This is a genomic window from Pseudomonas sp. UM16 (assembly GCF_050312595.1).
GTDB lineage: Bacteria > Pseudomonadota > Gammaproteobacteria > Pseudomonadales > Pseudomonadaceae > Aquipseudomonas.
The window spans coordinates 168,869-183,998 of sequence record NZ_JBNPJT010000008.1; the positions used below are offsets into that span (position 1 = coordinate 168,869).

Consider the following 15,130-nt stretch of genomic DNA (forward strand, 5'->3'; position numbering starts at 1 on the left):
GTCAGGATATTTCGCAAGCGCTGCTGCTTGACCCCAGCTAAAGCTCGACCAAGACTGACCTGCTATTGGTCGGATCAGTTCAGGAGAGGCTCATGTCCAGCAAGGCCATTTACGTTCAGGCGGGCGGCGGTTACGACAAGGTTCAGGTCGGCACGTACGAAGCGCCAGCGCCGAAAGCGGGGGAGATTACCGTTCGTCTGCACGCCAACTCCCTCAACTATCACGACTTTGCCGTCGTCAGTGGCATCTGGGGGCCGAGCGAGTCGCGCATCCCTATGGCCGACGGTGCCGGCGTGGTGACTGCGGTGGGGGCGGGCGTCACTGAATTCGCCGTGGGTGATGCGGTGGTCAGCACCTTCTTCCCAGACTGGCTGGATGGCCAGGCGCAGGTGGAAGGCTTTGCCACGGTCCCAGGTGATGGAATCGACGGTTATGCTCGCGAGCAGGTCACCGCCCGCGTCACGTCCTTTACCCATGCCCCCAAGGGTTACAGCCATGCCGAGGCAGCGACTCTGACCACCGCTGGCGTCACCGCCTGGCGGGCGCTGATGGCCGATGATTCGCTCAAGCCTGGTGATACCGTGCTGGTTCAAGGCACCGGTGGTGTGTCGATCTTCGCCCTGCAAATTGCCAAGCTGGCCGGCGCTACGGTGATCGCTACCTCGTCCAGCGATGAGAAGCTTGAGCGTCTCAAGGCCATGGGCGCCGATCATTTGATCAACTACCGGAAAACCCCGGCCTGGGGTGAAACCGTGCGTCAGCTTACGGGCAATCGAGGTGTTGACCATGTGATCGAGGTGGGTGGCCCAGCGACCTTGGAGCAGTCGATGATCGCTGCGCGGATTGGTGGGCACATCTCGCTGATCGGCATTCTCACTGGGGTTGCCGGCCAGTTGCCGCTGATACAGGCGTTGGTGCGCCAGATCCGCCTGCAAGGTGTGTTGGTCGGTAGCCGGGCTCATCAGCAGGCGTTGGTGCGGGCAATCGATGCCAATGGCCTGCGTCCGGTGATCGACAAAACCTTCGCCTTGGAGCAGATCAGCGACGCGTTCCGCCATCAGGAAAGCAATCAGCATTTCGGCAAGATTTGCCTGGAATTCTGATCAACCTCTCCCTGCGGCAGCCCGACCTTGGTCGGGCTTGACCGCTGTCCGCTCTCGCGGGAAATCGCTAACTCTCTGCTTTTCAATAATTTTTCGGAAACCCGAGATCACATTCTTTCGCCTTCATTGGGTGTTATTTCGAACACCTTGTGTGATATTTTGCCCGCCGCTCGAATAGTCCATGGCACAGCGCCCAATGGGCCTGTGACGCATCGCTTCAGGTGCTTCCGGTAATAAATATAAATACGTAGTGAGTGTGATCATGAGTGCAACCCCCAACACCGCCGTGGGCGGTGCTGACGCGTCCGTTACCGAATCGTCGGGCCTGGAGGTCAAACGCCTGACCTTCGTTGAAGCCGTGGCGATGATCGTTGGCACCAACATTGGTGCTGGCGTGCTGTCGATGGCCTATGCCAGCCGTTTGGCCGGTTATATGCCGCTGCTGCTATGGCTGGCGGTGGCCGGCGTCTTCACCACCATCTCTATGCTCTATGTTTCGGAAACCACCTTGCGTACCCGTAGCCACCATCAGTTGAGTGGCCTGGCGCAACGTTACGTCGGCTCCTTCGGTGCCTGGGCGATCTTCCTGTCGGTGGCGGTCAACAGCATCGGTGCCCTGACTGCCTACATGAGCGGCAGCGGCAAGATCCTCAGCGAGTTCTTTGGCATCAGCCCGGCGCTGGGCAGTTTGCTGTTCTTCCTGCCGGCGGCATTTGTCCTGTACCTGGGCCTGAAGGCCATCGGCAAGGGTGAGAAGTTCATCAGCATCGGCATGGTCTCGATGACTCTGGTGTTGGTTGCGGCAACCCTGATCAACGAAAAAACCAACTTCGGCAACCTGTTCGAGGGTAGCTGGATCTACATGATCCCGGTGTTCAACATCGCCGTATTCTGCTTCTCGGCGCAGTACGTGGTGCCGGAAATGGCCCGTGGTTTCAGCCATGCACCCAAGCGCCTGCCTGTGGCGGTGATCACCGGCATGGTCATTACCTTCATCCTGCTGGCCATCGTGCCGATGTCGGTGATTGCCCTCAACGGCCTGGAAAACCAGACCGAAGTGGCCACGCTGGCGTGGGGCCAGGCCCTGGGCCAGTGGGCGTTCTACACCGCCAACACCTTTGCCCTGTGCGCGATGATGACCTCGTACTGGGGCTTGGGCGGTAGCTTTCTGACTAACATCTTCGACAAGTTCAAAAGCCTGGGCTCGGAAAGCAACCCGAAGAACCGCTTGCTGGTGCTGGGCATTGTCTGCGTACCACCGTTCATCTTGGCCTACAGTGGCATGGTCGGCTTCGTCAACGCGCTGTACTTTGCTGGCGTGTTCAGTGGCGTGATCCTGTCGATCATGCCGATCCTGATGCTGCGCTCTGCACGCAAGAACGGCGACATCGTGCCGGCCTGGCAGTGTGGCTGGATCGCTCATCCGCTGATTCAAGTAATGGTGGTGATTCTGTACCTGTGCAGCATGGCCTATGCGATTGCCAGTGCCTTGGGCTGGTTGCCTGGCGGCTGGTAAGGCGTCCTTTGTGTCGATATGAAGAGGCCGGTGCAAAGTTTGTACCGGCCTTTTTATTGCGTTTAGAAATGCCATTCCACATGCAGAGTCGGCGCTTTGGTATGCGTACCAGGCTTGCCGTGGGAGCCGTACTTATGGCGCCAGTATTCATAACCCGGCCCGATCAGCAGTTTGTTCTTGCGGTTGAAGGTCATTTGCCCGACATCGACCATCAATGCGGTGCGGATCTGGGTTTCTTCCGAGGTATCGGCGTTGAAGTAGTCTTTGCCCTTGTCGGTCTTGTACAGGCCAAAGCCCTGGAATTTCAGCGGCACACCGCCTAGTTCGAAGGGGATCCCCCAGACCACATGCAGCAAGTAGTGAGGATCGAAATCGATGTTCTCGGTGGCGCAACTCGATACACCGCAATGGTTCCATTCATAGGCATACAACAGGCTGACATCGAGGTAGCCGGGCACGTCGAATTTAAGCGTCGGGCCCACCTCCAGCATGCGCTTGCGGTTGGCGAACTCGGTGTTCTTGTAGTTGAGTTCGATGCCAGTGGTCAACGCCACTTCCTTGACCGGGCCAAAGGCCAGCGAGCGGTCAAAGACCTTGCCGAGAAACAGCTGATGACGGTACACCAGGTAGCCCTCGGTGGCACCGGAGTGGCTGTCTTTCTTCGGGTCGTTATGATCAGAGCGCAATACGTCGAGGTTGAAGAAATGCTGCCCCAGTGAGTAACCACTGGCATGCCCCAGTTGCAGGATGTTCTTCTTGACCTTGTCGGGGATGCCCGGCTCGGTGAAGTCAGTGCCATAGCGATAGCCGATGAAAGTATCGCTCCAGGTCATGGCCTGCACGCTGCTGGCCAGAGGCAGGGCCAGGCTGGCCAGTAATACCTTGAAAGAGCGTTTTTGTAATTGTTGTACGTTCATAGGTAGTGGTTCCGAATGTTCAGCGACCTGGCAGTGCCCCTGCCAGGCCTGAGGGCAACGATTGCGTGGGGTTACTGCATGGTCGGCATGACGAAGTCGGCGCCGTCGCGAAGTCCGCTCTGCCAGCGCGAGGTGATGGTTTTCAGGCGGGTATAGAAACGCACACCCTCTGGGCCGTGCATGTGGTGGTCACCGAACAACGACTGCTTCCAGCCGCCGAAACTGTGAAACGCCATCGGCACCGGGATGGGCACATTGATGCCGACCATGCCGACCTGGATCTCATGGGCAAAGCTGCGTGCCGAATCGCCGTCACGGGTGAAAATCGCTGTGCCGTTGCCGTAGGGGTGGGCGTTGATCAGGGCCACGGCTGTCTTGTAGTCGGGCACGCGGACGATGCCCAGCACCGGGCCGAAGATTTCTTCCTGGTAGATGCGCATGTCGGCAGCCACTCGGTCGAACAGGCTGCCGCCGAGGAAGAAGCCGTCTTCGTATCCTGGCCGATGGCCCTGCAGTTCACGGCCATCGACCAACAATTCGGCACCTTGCTCCACGCCTGAAGTGATGTAACTGCTGACTCGGTCGCGATGCTCGGCGCTGATCAGCGGGCCCATTTCGCTCTGTGGGTCATGCCCGGGGCCGACCTTCAAGGCGCGCACTCGTGGCGCCAGGCGTTCAACCAAACCATCGGCAACCGTATCGCCCACTGCCACTGCAATCGAGATGGCCATGCAGCGCTCACCAGCCGCACCGTAAGCCGCACCCATCAGCGCATCGGCGGTTTTGTCGAGGTCGGCGTCGGGCATTACCAGCATGTGGTTCTTGGCGCCGCCCAGCGCCTGCACACGTTTGCCGTTGGCCGCTCCCGTGGCATAGATGTAGCGGGCGATAGGTGTCGAACCGACAAAGCTGATGGCCTGGATGTCCGGGTGTACCAGCAGGGCATCCACGGCGACTTTGTCACCGTGGACAATGTTGAGCACCCCCGGTGGCAACCCGGCCTCCTGCAATAGATCAGCAAGAAACAATGCGGCCGACGGATCACGCTCTGACGGTTTGAGGATGAAGGTGTTACCGCAGGCCAGCGCCACCGGAAACATCCACAGGGCAACCATGGCCGGGAAGTTGAACGGGGTTATGCCGGCCACCACACCCAAGGGCTGGCGCAAGGCATAGGAGTCGATACGAGTGCCGATGTTTTCGCTGACTTCACCTTTGAGCAGATGTGGTGCGCCACAGGCGAACTCGACCACTTCCAGCCCTCGGGTCACTTCACCCAGCGCATCGGAATGCACCTTGCCGTGTTCACGGGTGATCAGTGCGGCCAGGGTGTCGGCGTTCTCTTCCAGCAGGTCTTTGAAGCGACTCAGGATGCGCGCACGGCGCAATGCCGGGGTTGCAGCCCAGGCGGGGAAAGCGGCTTGAGCGGCAGCAACCGCGCGTTGCATTTCCTGGGCTGTGGCCAGTGGCACCTGGGCGCCGACTTTACCGGTCGCCGGGTCGTAGACATCGGCAAAGCGTTGGCTGGTGCCAGGCACCTGTTCGCCGTCAATGTAGTGGTGCAAGGTCAGACTCATGGACAAATCTCCGCATGTAGGGGGCCGTGCCCGGTGCGCGAACGGCGCCGGACAGGCCAGGGGTTGTGAAGGGAAAGGGGGAGTGGCTTAGCGGTTGGTTGCCGGCAGCGCGGATGTGTTTTGGGCGCCCACAGTGTCATCAGCCGGCATGAAGAACATGCACACCGTGGCCACCGCGAAGAATCCCGCGCACACCAGCAACCCCAGGGCCAGGCTGTAGCTGCTGGCGATGCTGCTCAATAACAGTGGGGCGAATGCCGCCAGACCGCGGCCGAAGTTGAAGCAGAATCCGGCACCCAGGGTGCGCACGCGCAGGGGATATTGGGCACTGAAGTAAGAGGCGAACAAGCTGGCGAAGGCATAGAAAAAGGCATACACCGGCCCCAGCCAAAACAGCAGGCTGTTCTGATCGGTTTGCGAGTAGATCGCCAACATCACCGCGCAACCGAGCAGTGACAACAGGGTGGCATTGCGTTTACCGATATGATCGGCAATCAGCCCAAAGGCATTGATGCCGATGAAGGCGCCGAGATTGAGCATGGCGATGAAGCTCGACATCATGCTTACGTTTAGCCCGCGCTCTTGTACCAGGTACGTCGGCAGCCAGGTGCTGGCGCCCCAGAAACCGATAACGGCACAGGTCGCGGCGAAGGTGCCAAGCAATGTCAGGCGCAGCAGTTGCGGCGCGAAAATCTCCTTGATCGATACGTGGGCGGCGAAATTCGCTGAGTGTTGGCGCTGTGCCTTGTTCGCCTTCCACTCGGCCGATTCGGGAACGAACAGCAGGATGTACAACACCGGGATCAGCGTCGAGATGCCTGCCAGCAGAAATAGCAGGGGCCAGTTGGGCAGCAAGGCGCCGGCCAACAAGGCGGCGATGCCGGCGCCTACTGGAAACGAGCTGAGCACAAAGCCAGTCGCCCGCGCCCGCTGGTGCGGTGGCCAGGTCTCACAGATGTAGGCCGAGACAATACCCCACACCCCCCCGAGACCGATCCCGGAGAGAAAGCGCAGCAACAGCAATAGCCCCCATTCCCGCGTGCTGGCGACCAGCATGGTCAGGCTGCCAAAGATGATCAGCGAGGCGAGAAGTGCCTTACGCCGGCCGAAGTTGTCCGCATACCAGCCGGTAGCGACACCGCTCAGACCGATGCCCAGCAGCGTGGCCGATGCCAGCATGCCGGCATCGTTAATGCTCAGATCAAGGTCTTGACGCATCACCGGCAGGGCGATGGTCAACAAGATGATTTCCATGGCATCGAACAGGTAGGCGAGAAAGCCGCCGATCAGTACGTGCCAACGCGCCGGGCCGCTACGCCCGAGGGTGAGGGTAGGTGACATGTGAGTTCTCCTGCGATTGTTGTTTTTGTTTTGAGGCAAGGCTGTGCACGCAAGGGATCAGAGCAGTAGGCAAGCCTCCTCGAACATCAGGCGCGGGCTGCGTGGGAACAGTTGCTGGTGGTCGCCGTAGCCCAGGTTGCAGATGAAGTTGGTTTTCACCCGCCCGTTGCTGACGAAGGTGCCGTCCTGCTGCTGGGACGAGAAAAATGCCTGGTCAACTTTGGCCTCGTCGAAGCCTGACAGCGGCCCGCAGTCCAGCCCCAACGCTCGCGCGGCGAGAATGAAGTAGCCCCCCTGCAGCGAGCTGTTGCGCAGGGCCGTCGTTTGAATCAATTGCGCTTGCCCGGCGAACCAGTCACGGACCCCAGGGTTGTGGGGGAACAGGTGCGGTAGTTGTTCATGGAAATCTAGGTCGTAGCCGATGATTGCCGTCACCGGCGCCTGCAAGGTCTTTTCCACATTGCCGGGGTTGAGCGCTGGCAGCAGGCGTTGTTTGGCTTCGCTACTGCGTAGGAACAGGATGCGCGCCGGGCAACTGTTGGCACTGGTCGGTCCCCAGCGCACCAGGTCGTAGAGGGCTCTGAGTGTTGTATCGCTAACCGCCTGGTCACGCCAGGCGTTGTGGCTGCGGGCGCTGCGAAACAGCAGGTCGAGGTCGTTGTCGGACAGGCGATTAGTCATGGCGACCTCCTTGCTGGGGCTGCTGGTTGCGCTGGCGGGCCTGCGCTGAACGCGGTGCCAATGGCGCTGAGTGTTGAGTGCCGCCGAGGAAGTACTCCACCGACATCGGCGGGCCCCATTGGTACAAGCTCGAATCGCAGGCGGCGGTGGCGTTGGTGGGGGAGTGGTGATTGAACAGGTCACCATCGGTGAAGTGTTCGATGAGGTTGCCGGACGGGTCGCGCCAGTAGTCGAAAATCTGGCTGCCCAACACATGGCGGCCCACGCCCCAAAAAGGCGTCCACTGCTGCTCGGTCATCCAGGCATGCCCCAGGCATTGGGCGTCAAAGTCCTGAACCTCGAAGGAGGCGTGATGAACGAAGTCGCGATCGGCCTGGAACAAGGCAATGGTGTGATGGTCGGTCCACTGTGGGCCACGGTTCAGGCGCAGAAAGGCTGCGCTGGGGCAACTGTGGTCGTGGCCGTCGACAATCAGGTCCGATGGCAACATCTGCAGAACCTGGCAGTACCACTGCAACAGGCTTTGCATGTCGTTCACGCCGATGGCCACATGGCCCAGACGTAGGACCTGGGCCGGTCCCTTGCCGGGACGCTGAACATCGCCGAAGCGCTGTTTGTGTTGCGCCGAGTTGAGCGTTAACGCCGCGCGCACGGGCATGGGTTCGACTGGGGTGATGCCATGAACCAGCTCAATACGCCGTCCGGAGGGGTCGGCCAGTACCACGCAGTGACCGCCACCCGGAGCGTCCAAGGCATGCATTGGCGAAGCCCCCGGCAGACTTTGTGCAGCCTGTAGATCTTCGAAGCGCTCCACGGCGAAGGCAATTGCCGCAAAGCCGGGTTCTGCCGACCGTTCGATCACATACACATAGGGCAGTGGGCCGGCACCTCGCAGGTACACACGCTGCTCGTTGCGGTGGGCGACAACCAGGCCAAAGTCGAGCAGAAAGCGCTCGATGGACTCAAGGTCGGCATGACGGTAGACAACGTGATTGACATCTTTAAGCTGCAACACGGTGGATCCTCCTTGGCTCGTACGCGGACCAGGCGAACGGGCATCAATCCGGATGTAGAGGCCAAACCCCAGACGGCCGAGTGCGCGGGCCACTGAATGGCTCGGACAGATGCGCGATAGGGAGTAACGCCCGACTAAAGCGGGCGTGGTTTAGCCGATGGAGGCTTCGTCGACGATCGGATTGCTGAGGGTACCGATCCCTTCGATCTCGACCGTGCACAGATCGCCCGGCTTCATGAACAGCGGCGGTTTGCGCGCCCAGCCGATACCGGCTGGGGTGCCGCTGACGATCAGATCGCCTGGCTCCAGGGTCAGAGCTTCACTGAGGACACTGATCAGCTCGGCGACATCGAAGATCATGTCGGCAGTGTTGCCTTGCTGGACGATTTCACCATTCAGACGCGTGATCAGTCCCAGACCTTTGGCCCCTGCGGGCAATTCATCGGCGCTGACGAACAGCGGGCCGAAGGCGCCGGTGGCATCGAAATTCTTGCCGATGGTCCATTGCGGGGATTTGAACTGGTAATCGCGGATCGACGCTTCGTTGAAGATCGAGTAACCGGCGACATGCTCCAGGGCGTTGGCCCGGCTGATATGGCGACCACCCTGGCCAATGATGACTGCCAGCTCGCCTTCGTAGTCCAGTTGCTCCGAGGCCTTGGGGCGAACAATGGCTTCATCGCCGCCGATCAATGTGGACGCGAAACGGGGGAAGAAGGTGGGGTAATCCGGTTGTTCGTAAGGGCTTTCTTTGGTGTGGTCGGCATAATTGAGACCGACACAAATGATTTTGCCTGGGCGCGACAGGGGCGGTAGCAGGCGGATCGCTGCGCGCTCGATCTGCCGTGAGCTGCTCAACACCCGGTGAGCGGCCTGCAGGGCTGCGCTGCCTTTGGCTATTAGCTGCTGCAACGAGCCGGGGTAGCCTGGCTCATTAGCGGTCATGCCATGCAGCACGCCATTGTTTTCTACTGCCAGCCCATGCTGGGTGCCTTCGCTGAATTGGACAAAACGCATGATCACTACCTCTGTTGTTGTTCTTTGGGGTAATCGGTCAAAGCTTTTTTGGTACGGTACGTTACCGTACCCTTTTGCCGAATTTGAACTTAAACGTATAGCGCGTCAATGGCTGGATCGGTCTTTTTTGGAATAACCGAGCGCCGCGCTATACCCGTCGGTTAAACCGAAGCGCTGGAAGGCCGGTACGCTGCGGGGGTACTCTGTGCAGCCAGACAGATCAATTCGCCGGAACGTTGTATTCCGGTCAGGCGCGGGTGCATGGAACGTCCAAGGCAAGTGGAAAAGCGGCAGAACATTCTTATGACTGCTACCGAAATGTTTCTTGAGGAAGGTTATGCCGGGGTCAGCGTTGACGCGATCATTGCGCGAATCGGTGGCTCAAAACGTACGCTCTATGCCTACTTTGGTGGCAAAGAGGGGTTGTTCGCAGCGATTGTCGCGCAGTTGTGCGAAGACATCGTAAACCCGCTGACGCATATGGACCTCAAGCACCAATCGTTGCGTGATGCCTTGTCGACCATTGCCCACACCTTCCTGGAGGTGGTGCTCGACCCGCGGACCATTGCTCTGCATCGCCTGATTGTCGCCGAGGCGCTGCGTGCCCCGGAGGCTGCTCGCTCGTTCTTCGAGGCGGCGCCAGGCACGGCGTACTGTTGTCTGTGCGATTACTTCGACTGGGCGCAGGGTGAAGGACTGATCATTCCGGGCGATGCGCGCAACCGGGCGATCATTTTCCTCGATGCGCTGACCGGCAATTTTCAGTTGCGCTGCCTGCTGGGTTTGCAAGGCGCGCCGTTGCAGGAGGAGCGCGAGGCGCTGATTGGTGAGGCGATAGCAGTGTTTATTCAGGGCTTGGCGACGAAGTAGGCGAGAAATGGGATTTCTCTAGGCAACAAAAAAGGCATCTGCGCAGAGCGTCAGATGCCTTTTTTGTGTTGCATTTGGTGGAACCGGGGGGATTTGAACCCCCGTCCGCCAGTGCTCCGCTGTCGGTCCTACATGCTTAGCCGTGTCTATTGAGTTAATCCGCAGCCGCCCGACGGGCAGGGTGCTTTGGACGAGTTGTGTAAGTTTTAGCCGCTTCGTCCACAACGTACTGCACGGCGATCCTGTTCTGTATGACAATCACTTCGGGTTTACAGGCATCCCCTAGTGATTGCTGGAGCCGAAGCTACCAGGAGAGCGGGCTCGGCTGCTTACGCAGCGAGAGCGTAACCCTCGTAGTTTTCGTCATTGGCAACTATAGAAAGTTGCAACAGTGGATTTACGAGTTCTGTTACCAACTCGGCATGCACCTAGAGTTTCACTACCGGCGTCGAATCCTAATCGGCCCCATTTGTTGCGCTCTAGCTGTAAGCGCTTTTCAACGCTTGTGGTCGAGTATACGCCATCGCTCAGGCGACGTCGACTGCTGGTCTGGCGCCGCCCGGCTGAGGCGTTACTGACTACTGCCACCATTGCTGCTCTTGTCGGCTTTTTCAAGGGTGTCCAAGGCTTTGGTAGTGATGGCGATGCAGTCTTTAGTATTGCCGGCGGCCTGTGCAGCTTTGGCATCCTTGACCTGATCCATGACCTCTTGACCAGTGCTTTCGGCCGAGGCACCAGCGCCGGCCGTGGCGGTGGCGTCGTCGATTTTCTGCAGGTTAAGGGTGCACAGGTCTTCGGCCGCGAACACAGGGGAGGCAAGCAGTGCGGCGGCAATGAACAGTCCGGAAATCGCAGTACGCTTCATGTGAATCTCCTTGGCTAGGACAGCCTCGTATGAGGCCTCTATCAGGGTGGACTGCACGGTGTTGCAGGGGTTCAGATGGGATTGATAGATCTGCCTGGCACCGCGCTATAGCTGACACGGTGCCGATGCCCTCAGATGGCTCGAGGTCGTGTAACGCGGTCCACCAAGTAGACTAAACCGTGATAATCAATACCTCCATGGTTCGACAAACCAATCTCACAAGTGCGGCTGGTTGAAATCCCTTCACCGCAATACTGCACCGCATCCTTGAGGCTACGCAGCGAGTGGGCATTGAGCTCCGGCGTGGTGAAGCCTTTGTCACCGGCAAAGCCACAGCAGTGAATACCTTCAGGAATCACCACTTGCTTGCTGCAACGCCGGGCCAGGTCGATCAGTGCCTGGCTTTCACCCAGGTGTTGGGTGCTACAGGTCACGTGTACGGCAATCGGTTCGTCCTGAGGGGTGAACTCCAGCTTGTCGAGCAGGTGAGTGCGGATAAAACGCACCGGGTCGTAGAGGTCCAGACGGGTTTCGGCCAGGTCCTGGACCAGGCGCAAGGTGCAGGGGCTGGTGTCACAGTAGATCGGATCAAGCCCGCCACGGCTGGCATGTAGCAGGGCGTTGATCAGCTCCTGGCGCTTGTGTTCGGCCTGTTCGGCATACCCCTTGGAGGCGAACGGTTGGCCGCAGCACAGGTTGTCCTGATTCTCCGGAAACACCACTTGATAGCCAGCCTTTTCCAACAGCGCGCGGGTCTTGTCGAGCAATGAGGTTTGTTCGCGGTCGGTCGCTGCCGGACCCATTACCCGAGACACACAAGCGGCCAGGTACACCACCCGAGGCCGGGCATCGTGACTTGCGGGGCTCAATGAAATGGCCTTGAGCGGCTGCGGCATGGCTGACGTCCACTGCGGAACGCGGCCGTGGCTGACGTCACTGAGGCGGCTGCTGAGGCGACTCAAACGCGGTGCTCCGAGCAACTTGCGCGCGGTGTTGGCGGCCTGCAGGGTAAAGCGTGCGCCACTGAGCGCGGTGTGGAAATTATCCGCCAGCCAATCGGCTGTCTTCACATGGTCGGCGACCTGGCCGCGCAGCTTTTTCACCAGCGCGCCGGTATTGATGCCCACTGGGCAGCGTTGCGCGCACAAGCCAGTGGCGGCACAGGTGTCGATGCCTTGATACTGGTAGTCGCGCTCAAGCTGGCGGGTATCGCTGCCAGCGCGCTTTTTCGCCTGGATATCACGCCACATGACGATACGTTGGCGCGGGCTGAGGGTCAGCCCCTTGGACGGGCACACCGGTTCGCAGAACCCACATTCGATACACTTGTCGACGATCTCGTCGGCGGCGGGCAATGGCTTGAGGTTCTTCAGGTGCAGTTGCGGATCGTCAGTCAGCACCACGTCAGGATTGAGGATGCCGGCTGGGTCCAACAGACGCTTGAGTTGCCACATCAACTGATAGGCGTCATGCCCCCATTCCAGTTCGACGAAGGGCGCCATGTTACGCCCGGTGCCGTGCTCGGCCTTGAGAGAGCCGCCGTACTCCACGGCAACCAGTTGCGCGACGTCGTCCATGAAAGCCGAATAGCGCGCCACCTGTTCTGGCGAATCGAAGCCTTGAGTGAAGACGAAGTGCAGGTTGCCTTCTAGAGCATGGCCAAACAGGATCGCTTCGTCATAGCCGTGCTGATCGAACAGCGCAATCAGGCGATTGACACCCTCGGCGAGTTTTTCGACGGGGAAGGTGACGTCTTCGATAATCACCGTGGTACCGGTTTCGCGCACCGCGCCGACGGCGGGGAAAGTGTCTTTGCGGATGCGCCAGAGCTGGTTGTAAACCACCGGGTCTTCGCTGAAGTCGACCTGTTTTTCCACCGGGAACTCAGCGATGGAGGCACTGATGTGGGCCAGCTGTTCGTGCAGCAGCGATTGCGTGGCGGCGCGCGACTCGATCAGCAACGCACAGGCACCGGCGGACAGGCTCTTCACCCACTCCGGCATGCCTTGCATGTTTTCTACCGAGCGCAGGCTGCGGCGGTCGAGCAGCTCGACTGCTGACACCGGCTGCTGCTTGAGCACGGGAACTGCTTTGCAGCAGGTCTCGACATCGGGGAAAACGATCAGTGCACTGGCCTTGTGCGGATGGTCCGGCACGGTGTTGTAGGTCACCGCACTGATGAAGCCGAGGGTGCCTTCGGAACCGACCATCAGGTGGGTAAGGATATCCACAGGCTCGTCGTAATCGACGAGCGCGTTGAGCGATAACCCCGTGGTGTTTTTCAGGCGGTACTTGTGGCGGATCTTGGCCGCCAATTCGGTATTGGCGCGCGTCTGGCGACCCAGTTCGCCGAGCTGCATGAGCAGTTCGCCATGGCTTTGCTGCAGGCGCGCGACGCTGTCTGGCAGCTCACTGTCGAACAAGGTGCCGTCCGCCAGCAGCAGGCGCATGCCGGCGAGGGTGTGGTAGCTGTTCTGCGCGGTGCCGCAACACATGCCACTGGCGTTGTTGGCGACGATGCCGCCGATTTTGCAGGCATTGATCGAGGCCGGATCAGGACCGATCTTGCGCCCGAACGGGGCCAGCCAGGCGTTGGCCTGGGCGCCGATGACACCCGGCTGCAGGCGGATTTGCGTGCCACCGTCACGAATGTCGCGTGCGTTCCAGTTGTCGCCCAGCACCAGCAACACCGAGTCGCTCACTGCTTGGCCAGACAGGCTGGTGCCAGCGGCGCGGAAAGTGATCGCAACTTGTGCAGCGTGAGCAGCCTTGAGCAGCGTGGCCACTTCATCTTCGCTCTCGACGCGGATGACAAGCTTGGGAATCAGGCGGTAGAAACTGGCGTCAGTGCCGAAGGCCAGGGTCGAGAGCGGGTCGTCGAAACGCCGCTCGCGGGGGATCAGGTGTTCAACCGTGTCGAGGAACGCGGCGGGCAGACTCATGCAATCTCCTCGCGGGGCCGCGGCATCTGGCGCGCCGTGTGCCCCGGTCAATCAGGCGGTGATTGGTGTGGGCGCGGCAATCAGGCGCCCAGTTCGCGTACCAGCGAATCACGGGTGATCTCGCTGATGGTCTTGGCGCCCGTCAGCACCATGGCCACGCGCATTTCTTTCTCGAACAGATCAAGCAGGTTCTTCACCCCGGCTTCACCAGCGGTGGCCAGTGCGTACAAGAATGCGCGGCCGATCAGCACGGTGTCGGCGCCCAGGGCAATCATGCGCACCACGTCCAGGCCGCTGCGGATGCCGGAGTCGGCGAGGATCTTCAGGTCGCCTTTCACTGCATCGGCGATCGCCGGCAAGGCGCGAGCGCTGGACAGCACGCCGTCGAGCTGACGACCACCATGGTTGGAAACGACAATGCCGTCGGCGCCGAATTTCACCGCGTCTTTGGCATCCTCTGGATCGAGAATGCCCTTGATCACCATAGGACCATCCCAGAACTCGCGAATCCACTCCAGGTCTTTCCAGGAAATCGACGGATCGAAGTTGGCGCCCAGCCAGCCGATGTAATCGGCCAAACCCGTAGGGCTGCCGCGATAGGCGGAAATGTTGCCCAAATCATGGGGCTTGCCCAGCAAACCTACATCCAGTGCCCACTGTGGGTGGGTCATCGCCTGCCAGACGCGGCGCAGCGCTGCGTTCGGGCCGCTCATCCCCGAGTGGGCATCACGGTAGCGGGCGCCCGGTACGGGCATGTCCACGGTGAACACCAGGGTGGTGACGCCAGCTGCTTTGGCGCGCTCCAGGGCGTTGCGCATAAAGCCACGGTCTTTGAGGACGTAGAGCTGGAACCACATCGGCCGATCGATGGCCGGGGCCACTTCCTCGATTGGACACACCGATACGGTCGACATAGTGAAGGGAATGCCTTTGGCGGCAGCGGCACGGGCGGCCTGGACCTCACCGCGACGGGCGTACATGCCGGTCAGGCCGACTGGGGCCAAGGCCACCGGCATGCTCAGTGTTTCGTTGAACAGTTGAGTCTCAAGACTCAGCTCGGACATGTTCTTCAGCACGCGTTGGCGCAGGGCAATGCTGGCCAGGTCTTCGACGTTGTGACGCAGCGTGTACTCGGCGTAGGCGCCACCGTCAGCGTAGTGGAACAGAAACGGCGGCAGCTTGCGTTGGGCTGCGGCGCGATAGTCGGTAGAGGCAGAAATGATCATGAGGTCTCGCTGCGTCAATTGAAAGGGCGGCTGCCGGGCGCATTCAAAGGCGCCCGGCCT

12 protein-coding genes and 1 other RNA gene are annotated in these 15,130 nt (G+C 60.2%); 3 read left to right on the top strand and 10 right to left on the bottom strand.

The window, feature by feature from the left end; genetic code table 11:
- The first annotated feature begins 92 nt into the window (after window positions 1-92).
- Both ACQRAX_RS11725 and ACQRAX_RS11730 read left to right on the top strand, forming a co-directional pair.
- Window positions 93-1,103: a zinc-dependent alcohol dehydrogenase family protein gene (locus tag ACQRAX_RS11725; RefSeq protein WP_412040262.1), complete on the top strand. Its 1,011-nt coding sequence runs from the start codon at window positions 93-95 to the stop codon at window positions 1,101-1,103.
- 262 nt (window positions 1,104-1,365) lie between these two features.
- The gene (locus ACQRAX_RS11730) at window positions 1,366-2,619 is read left to right on the top strand and encodes an aromatic amino acid transport family protein (protein ID WP_412040263.1); all 1,254 of its coding nucleotides are present in this window, start codon (window positions 1,366-1,368) and stop codon (window positions 2,617-2,619) included.
- A gap of 62 nt (window positions 2,620-2,681) precedes the next feature.
- Here the strand turns inward: ACQRAX_RS11730 and ACQRAX_RS11735 are convergent, their stop codons facing one another.
- The 6 genes from ACQRAX_RS11735 to ACQRAX_RS11760 all read right to left on the bottom strand — a co-directional run bounded on the left by ACQRAX_RS11735 (window position 2,682) and on the right by ACQRAX_RS11760 (window position 9,167).
- A complete protein-coding gene (locus ACQRAX_RS11735; protein WP_412040264.1) occupies window positions 2,682-3,536 on the bottom strand; it encodes a hypothetical protein in 855 nt (284 codons plus the stop codon).
- 71 nt (window positions 3,537-3,607) lie between these two features.
- Window positions 3,608-5,113: a CoA-acylating methylmalonate-semialdehyde dehydrogenase gene (locus tag ACQRAX_RS11740; protein ID WP_412040265.1), complete on the bottom strand. Its 1,506-nt coding sequence runs from the start codon at window positions 5,111-5,113 to the stop codon at window positions 3,608-3,610.
- A gap of 87 nt (window positions 5,114-5,200) precedes the next feature.
- The gene (locus ACQRAX_RS11745) at window positions 5,201-6,454 is read right to left on the bottom strand and encodes an MFS transporter (protein ID WP_412040266.1); all 1,254 of its coding nucleotides are present in this window, start codon (window positions 6,452-6,454) and stop codon (window positions 5,201-5,203) included.
- A 57-nt stretch (window positions 6,455-6,511) separates the two neighbouring features.
- Window positions 6,512-7,135 (bottom strand): malonic semialdehyde reductase, encoded by a 624-nt coding sequence (locus ACQRAX_RS11750; protein ID WP_412040267.1) that lies wholly within the window; start codon window positions 7,133-7,135, stop codon window positions 6,512-6,514.
- Window positions 7,128-8,150, bottom strand: coding sequence for a 2,4,5-trihydroxytoluene oxygenase (locus tag ACQRAX_RS11755; protein ID WP_412040268.1), 1,023 nt, complete (start codon window positions 8,148-8,150; stop codon window positions 7,128-7,130). The genes ACQRAX_RS11750 and ACQRAX_RS11755 overlap by 8 nt, the downstream gene beginning before the upstream one ends.
- Window positions 8,151-8,300: 150 nt before the next feature.
- Entirely contained in the window at window positions 8,301-9,167 is an 867-nt protein-coding gene (locus tag ACQRAX_RS11760) for a fumarylacetoacetate hydrolase family protein (RefSeq protein ID WP_412040269.1), read from the bottom strand.
- A gap of 303 nt (window positions 9,168-9,470) precedes the next feature.
- Between ACQRAX_RS11760 and ACQRAX_RS11765 the strand changes: the two genes are divergently transcribed.
- On the top strand, window positions 9,471-10,037 hold the full coding sequence (locus ACQRAX_RS11765; protein ID WP_412040270.1) for a TetR/AcrR family transcriptional regulator: 567 nt from the start codon (window positions 9,471-9,473) through the stop codon (window positions 10,035-10,037).
- 75 nt (window positions 10,038-10,112) lie between these two features.
- Here ACQRAX_RS11765 and ssrA read toward each other — a convergent pair.
- From ssrA to lldD, 4 genes are all read right to left on the bottom strand, one after another.
- Window positions 10,113-10,504: a transfer-messenger RNA gene (gene ssrA, locus ACQRAX_RS11770) on the bottom strand.
- Window positions 10,505-10,608: 104 nt separating this feature from the next.
- Window positions 10,609-10,902 (bottom strand): hypothetical protein, encoded by a 294-nt coding sequence (locus ACQRAX_RS11775; RefSeq protein ID WP_412040271.1) that lies wholly within the window; start codon window positions 10,900-10,902, stop codon window positions 10,609-10,611.
- 131 nt (window positions 10,903-11,033) lie between these two features.
- Entirely contained in the window at window positions 11,034-13,844 is a 2,811-nt protein-coding gene (locus tag ACQRAX_RS11780; protein WP_412040272.1) for an FAD-binding and (Fe-S)-binding domain-containing protein, read from the bottom strand.
- Between the two features lie 80 nt (window positions 13,845-13,924).
- Complete coding sequence (lldD, locus tag ACQRAX_RS11785; RefSeq protein WP_412040273.1) at window positions 13,925-15,070, bottom strand: FMN-dependent L-lactate dehydrogenase LldD; 1,146 nt, start codon at window positions 15,068-15,070, stop codon at window positions 13,925-13,927.
- Window positions 15,071-15,130 lie beyond the last annotated feature (60 nt).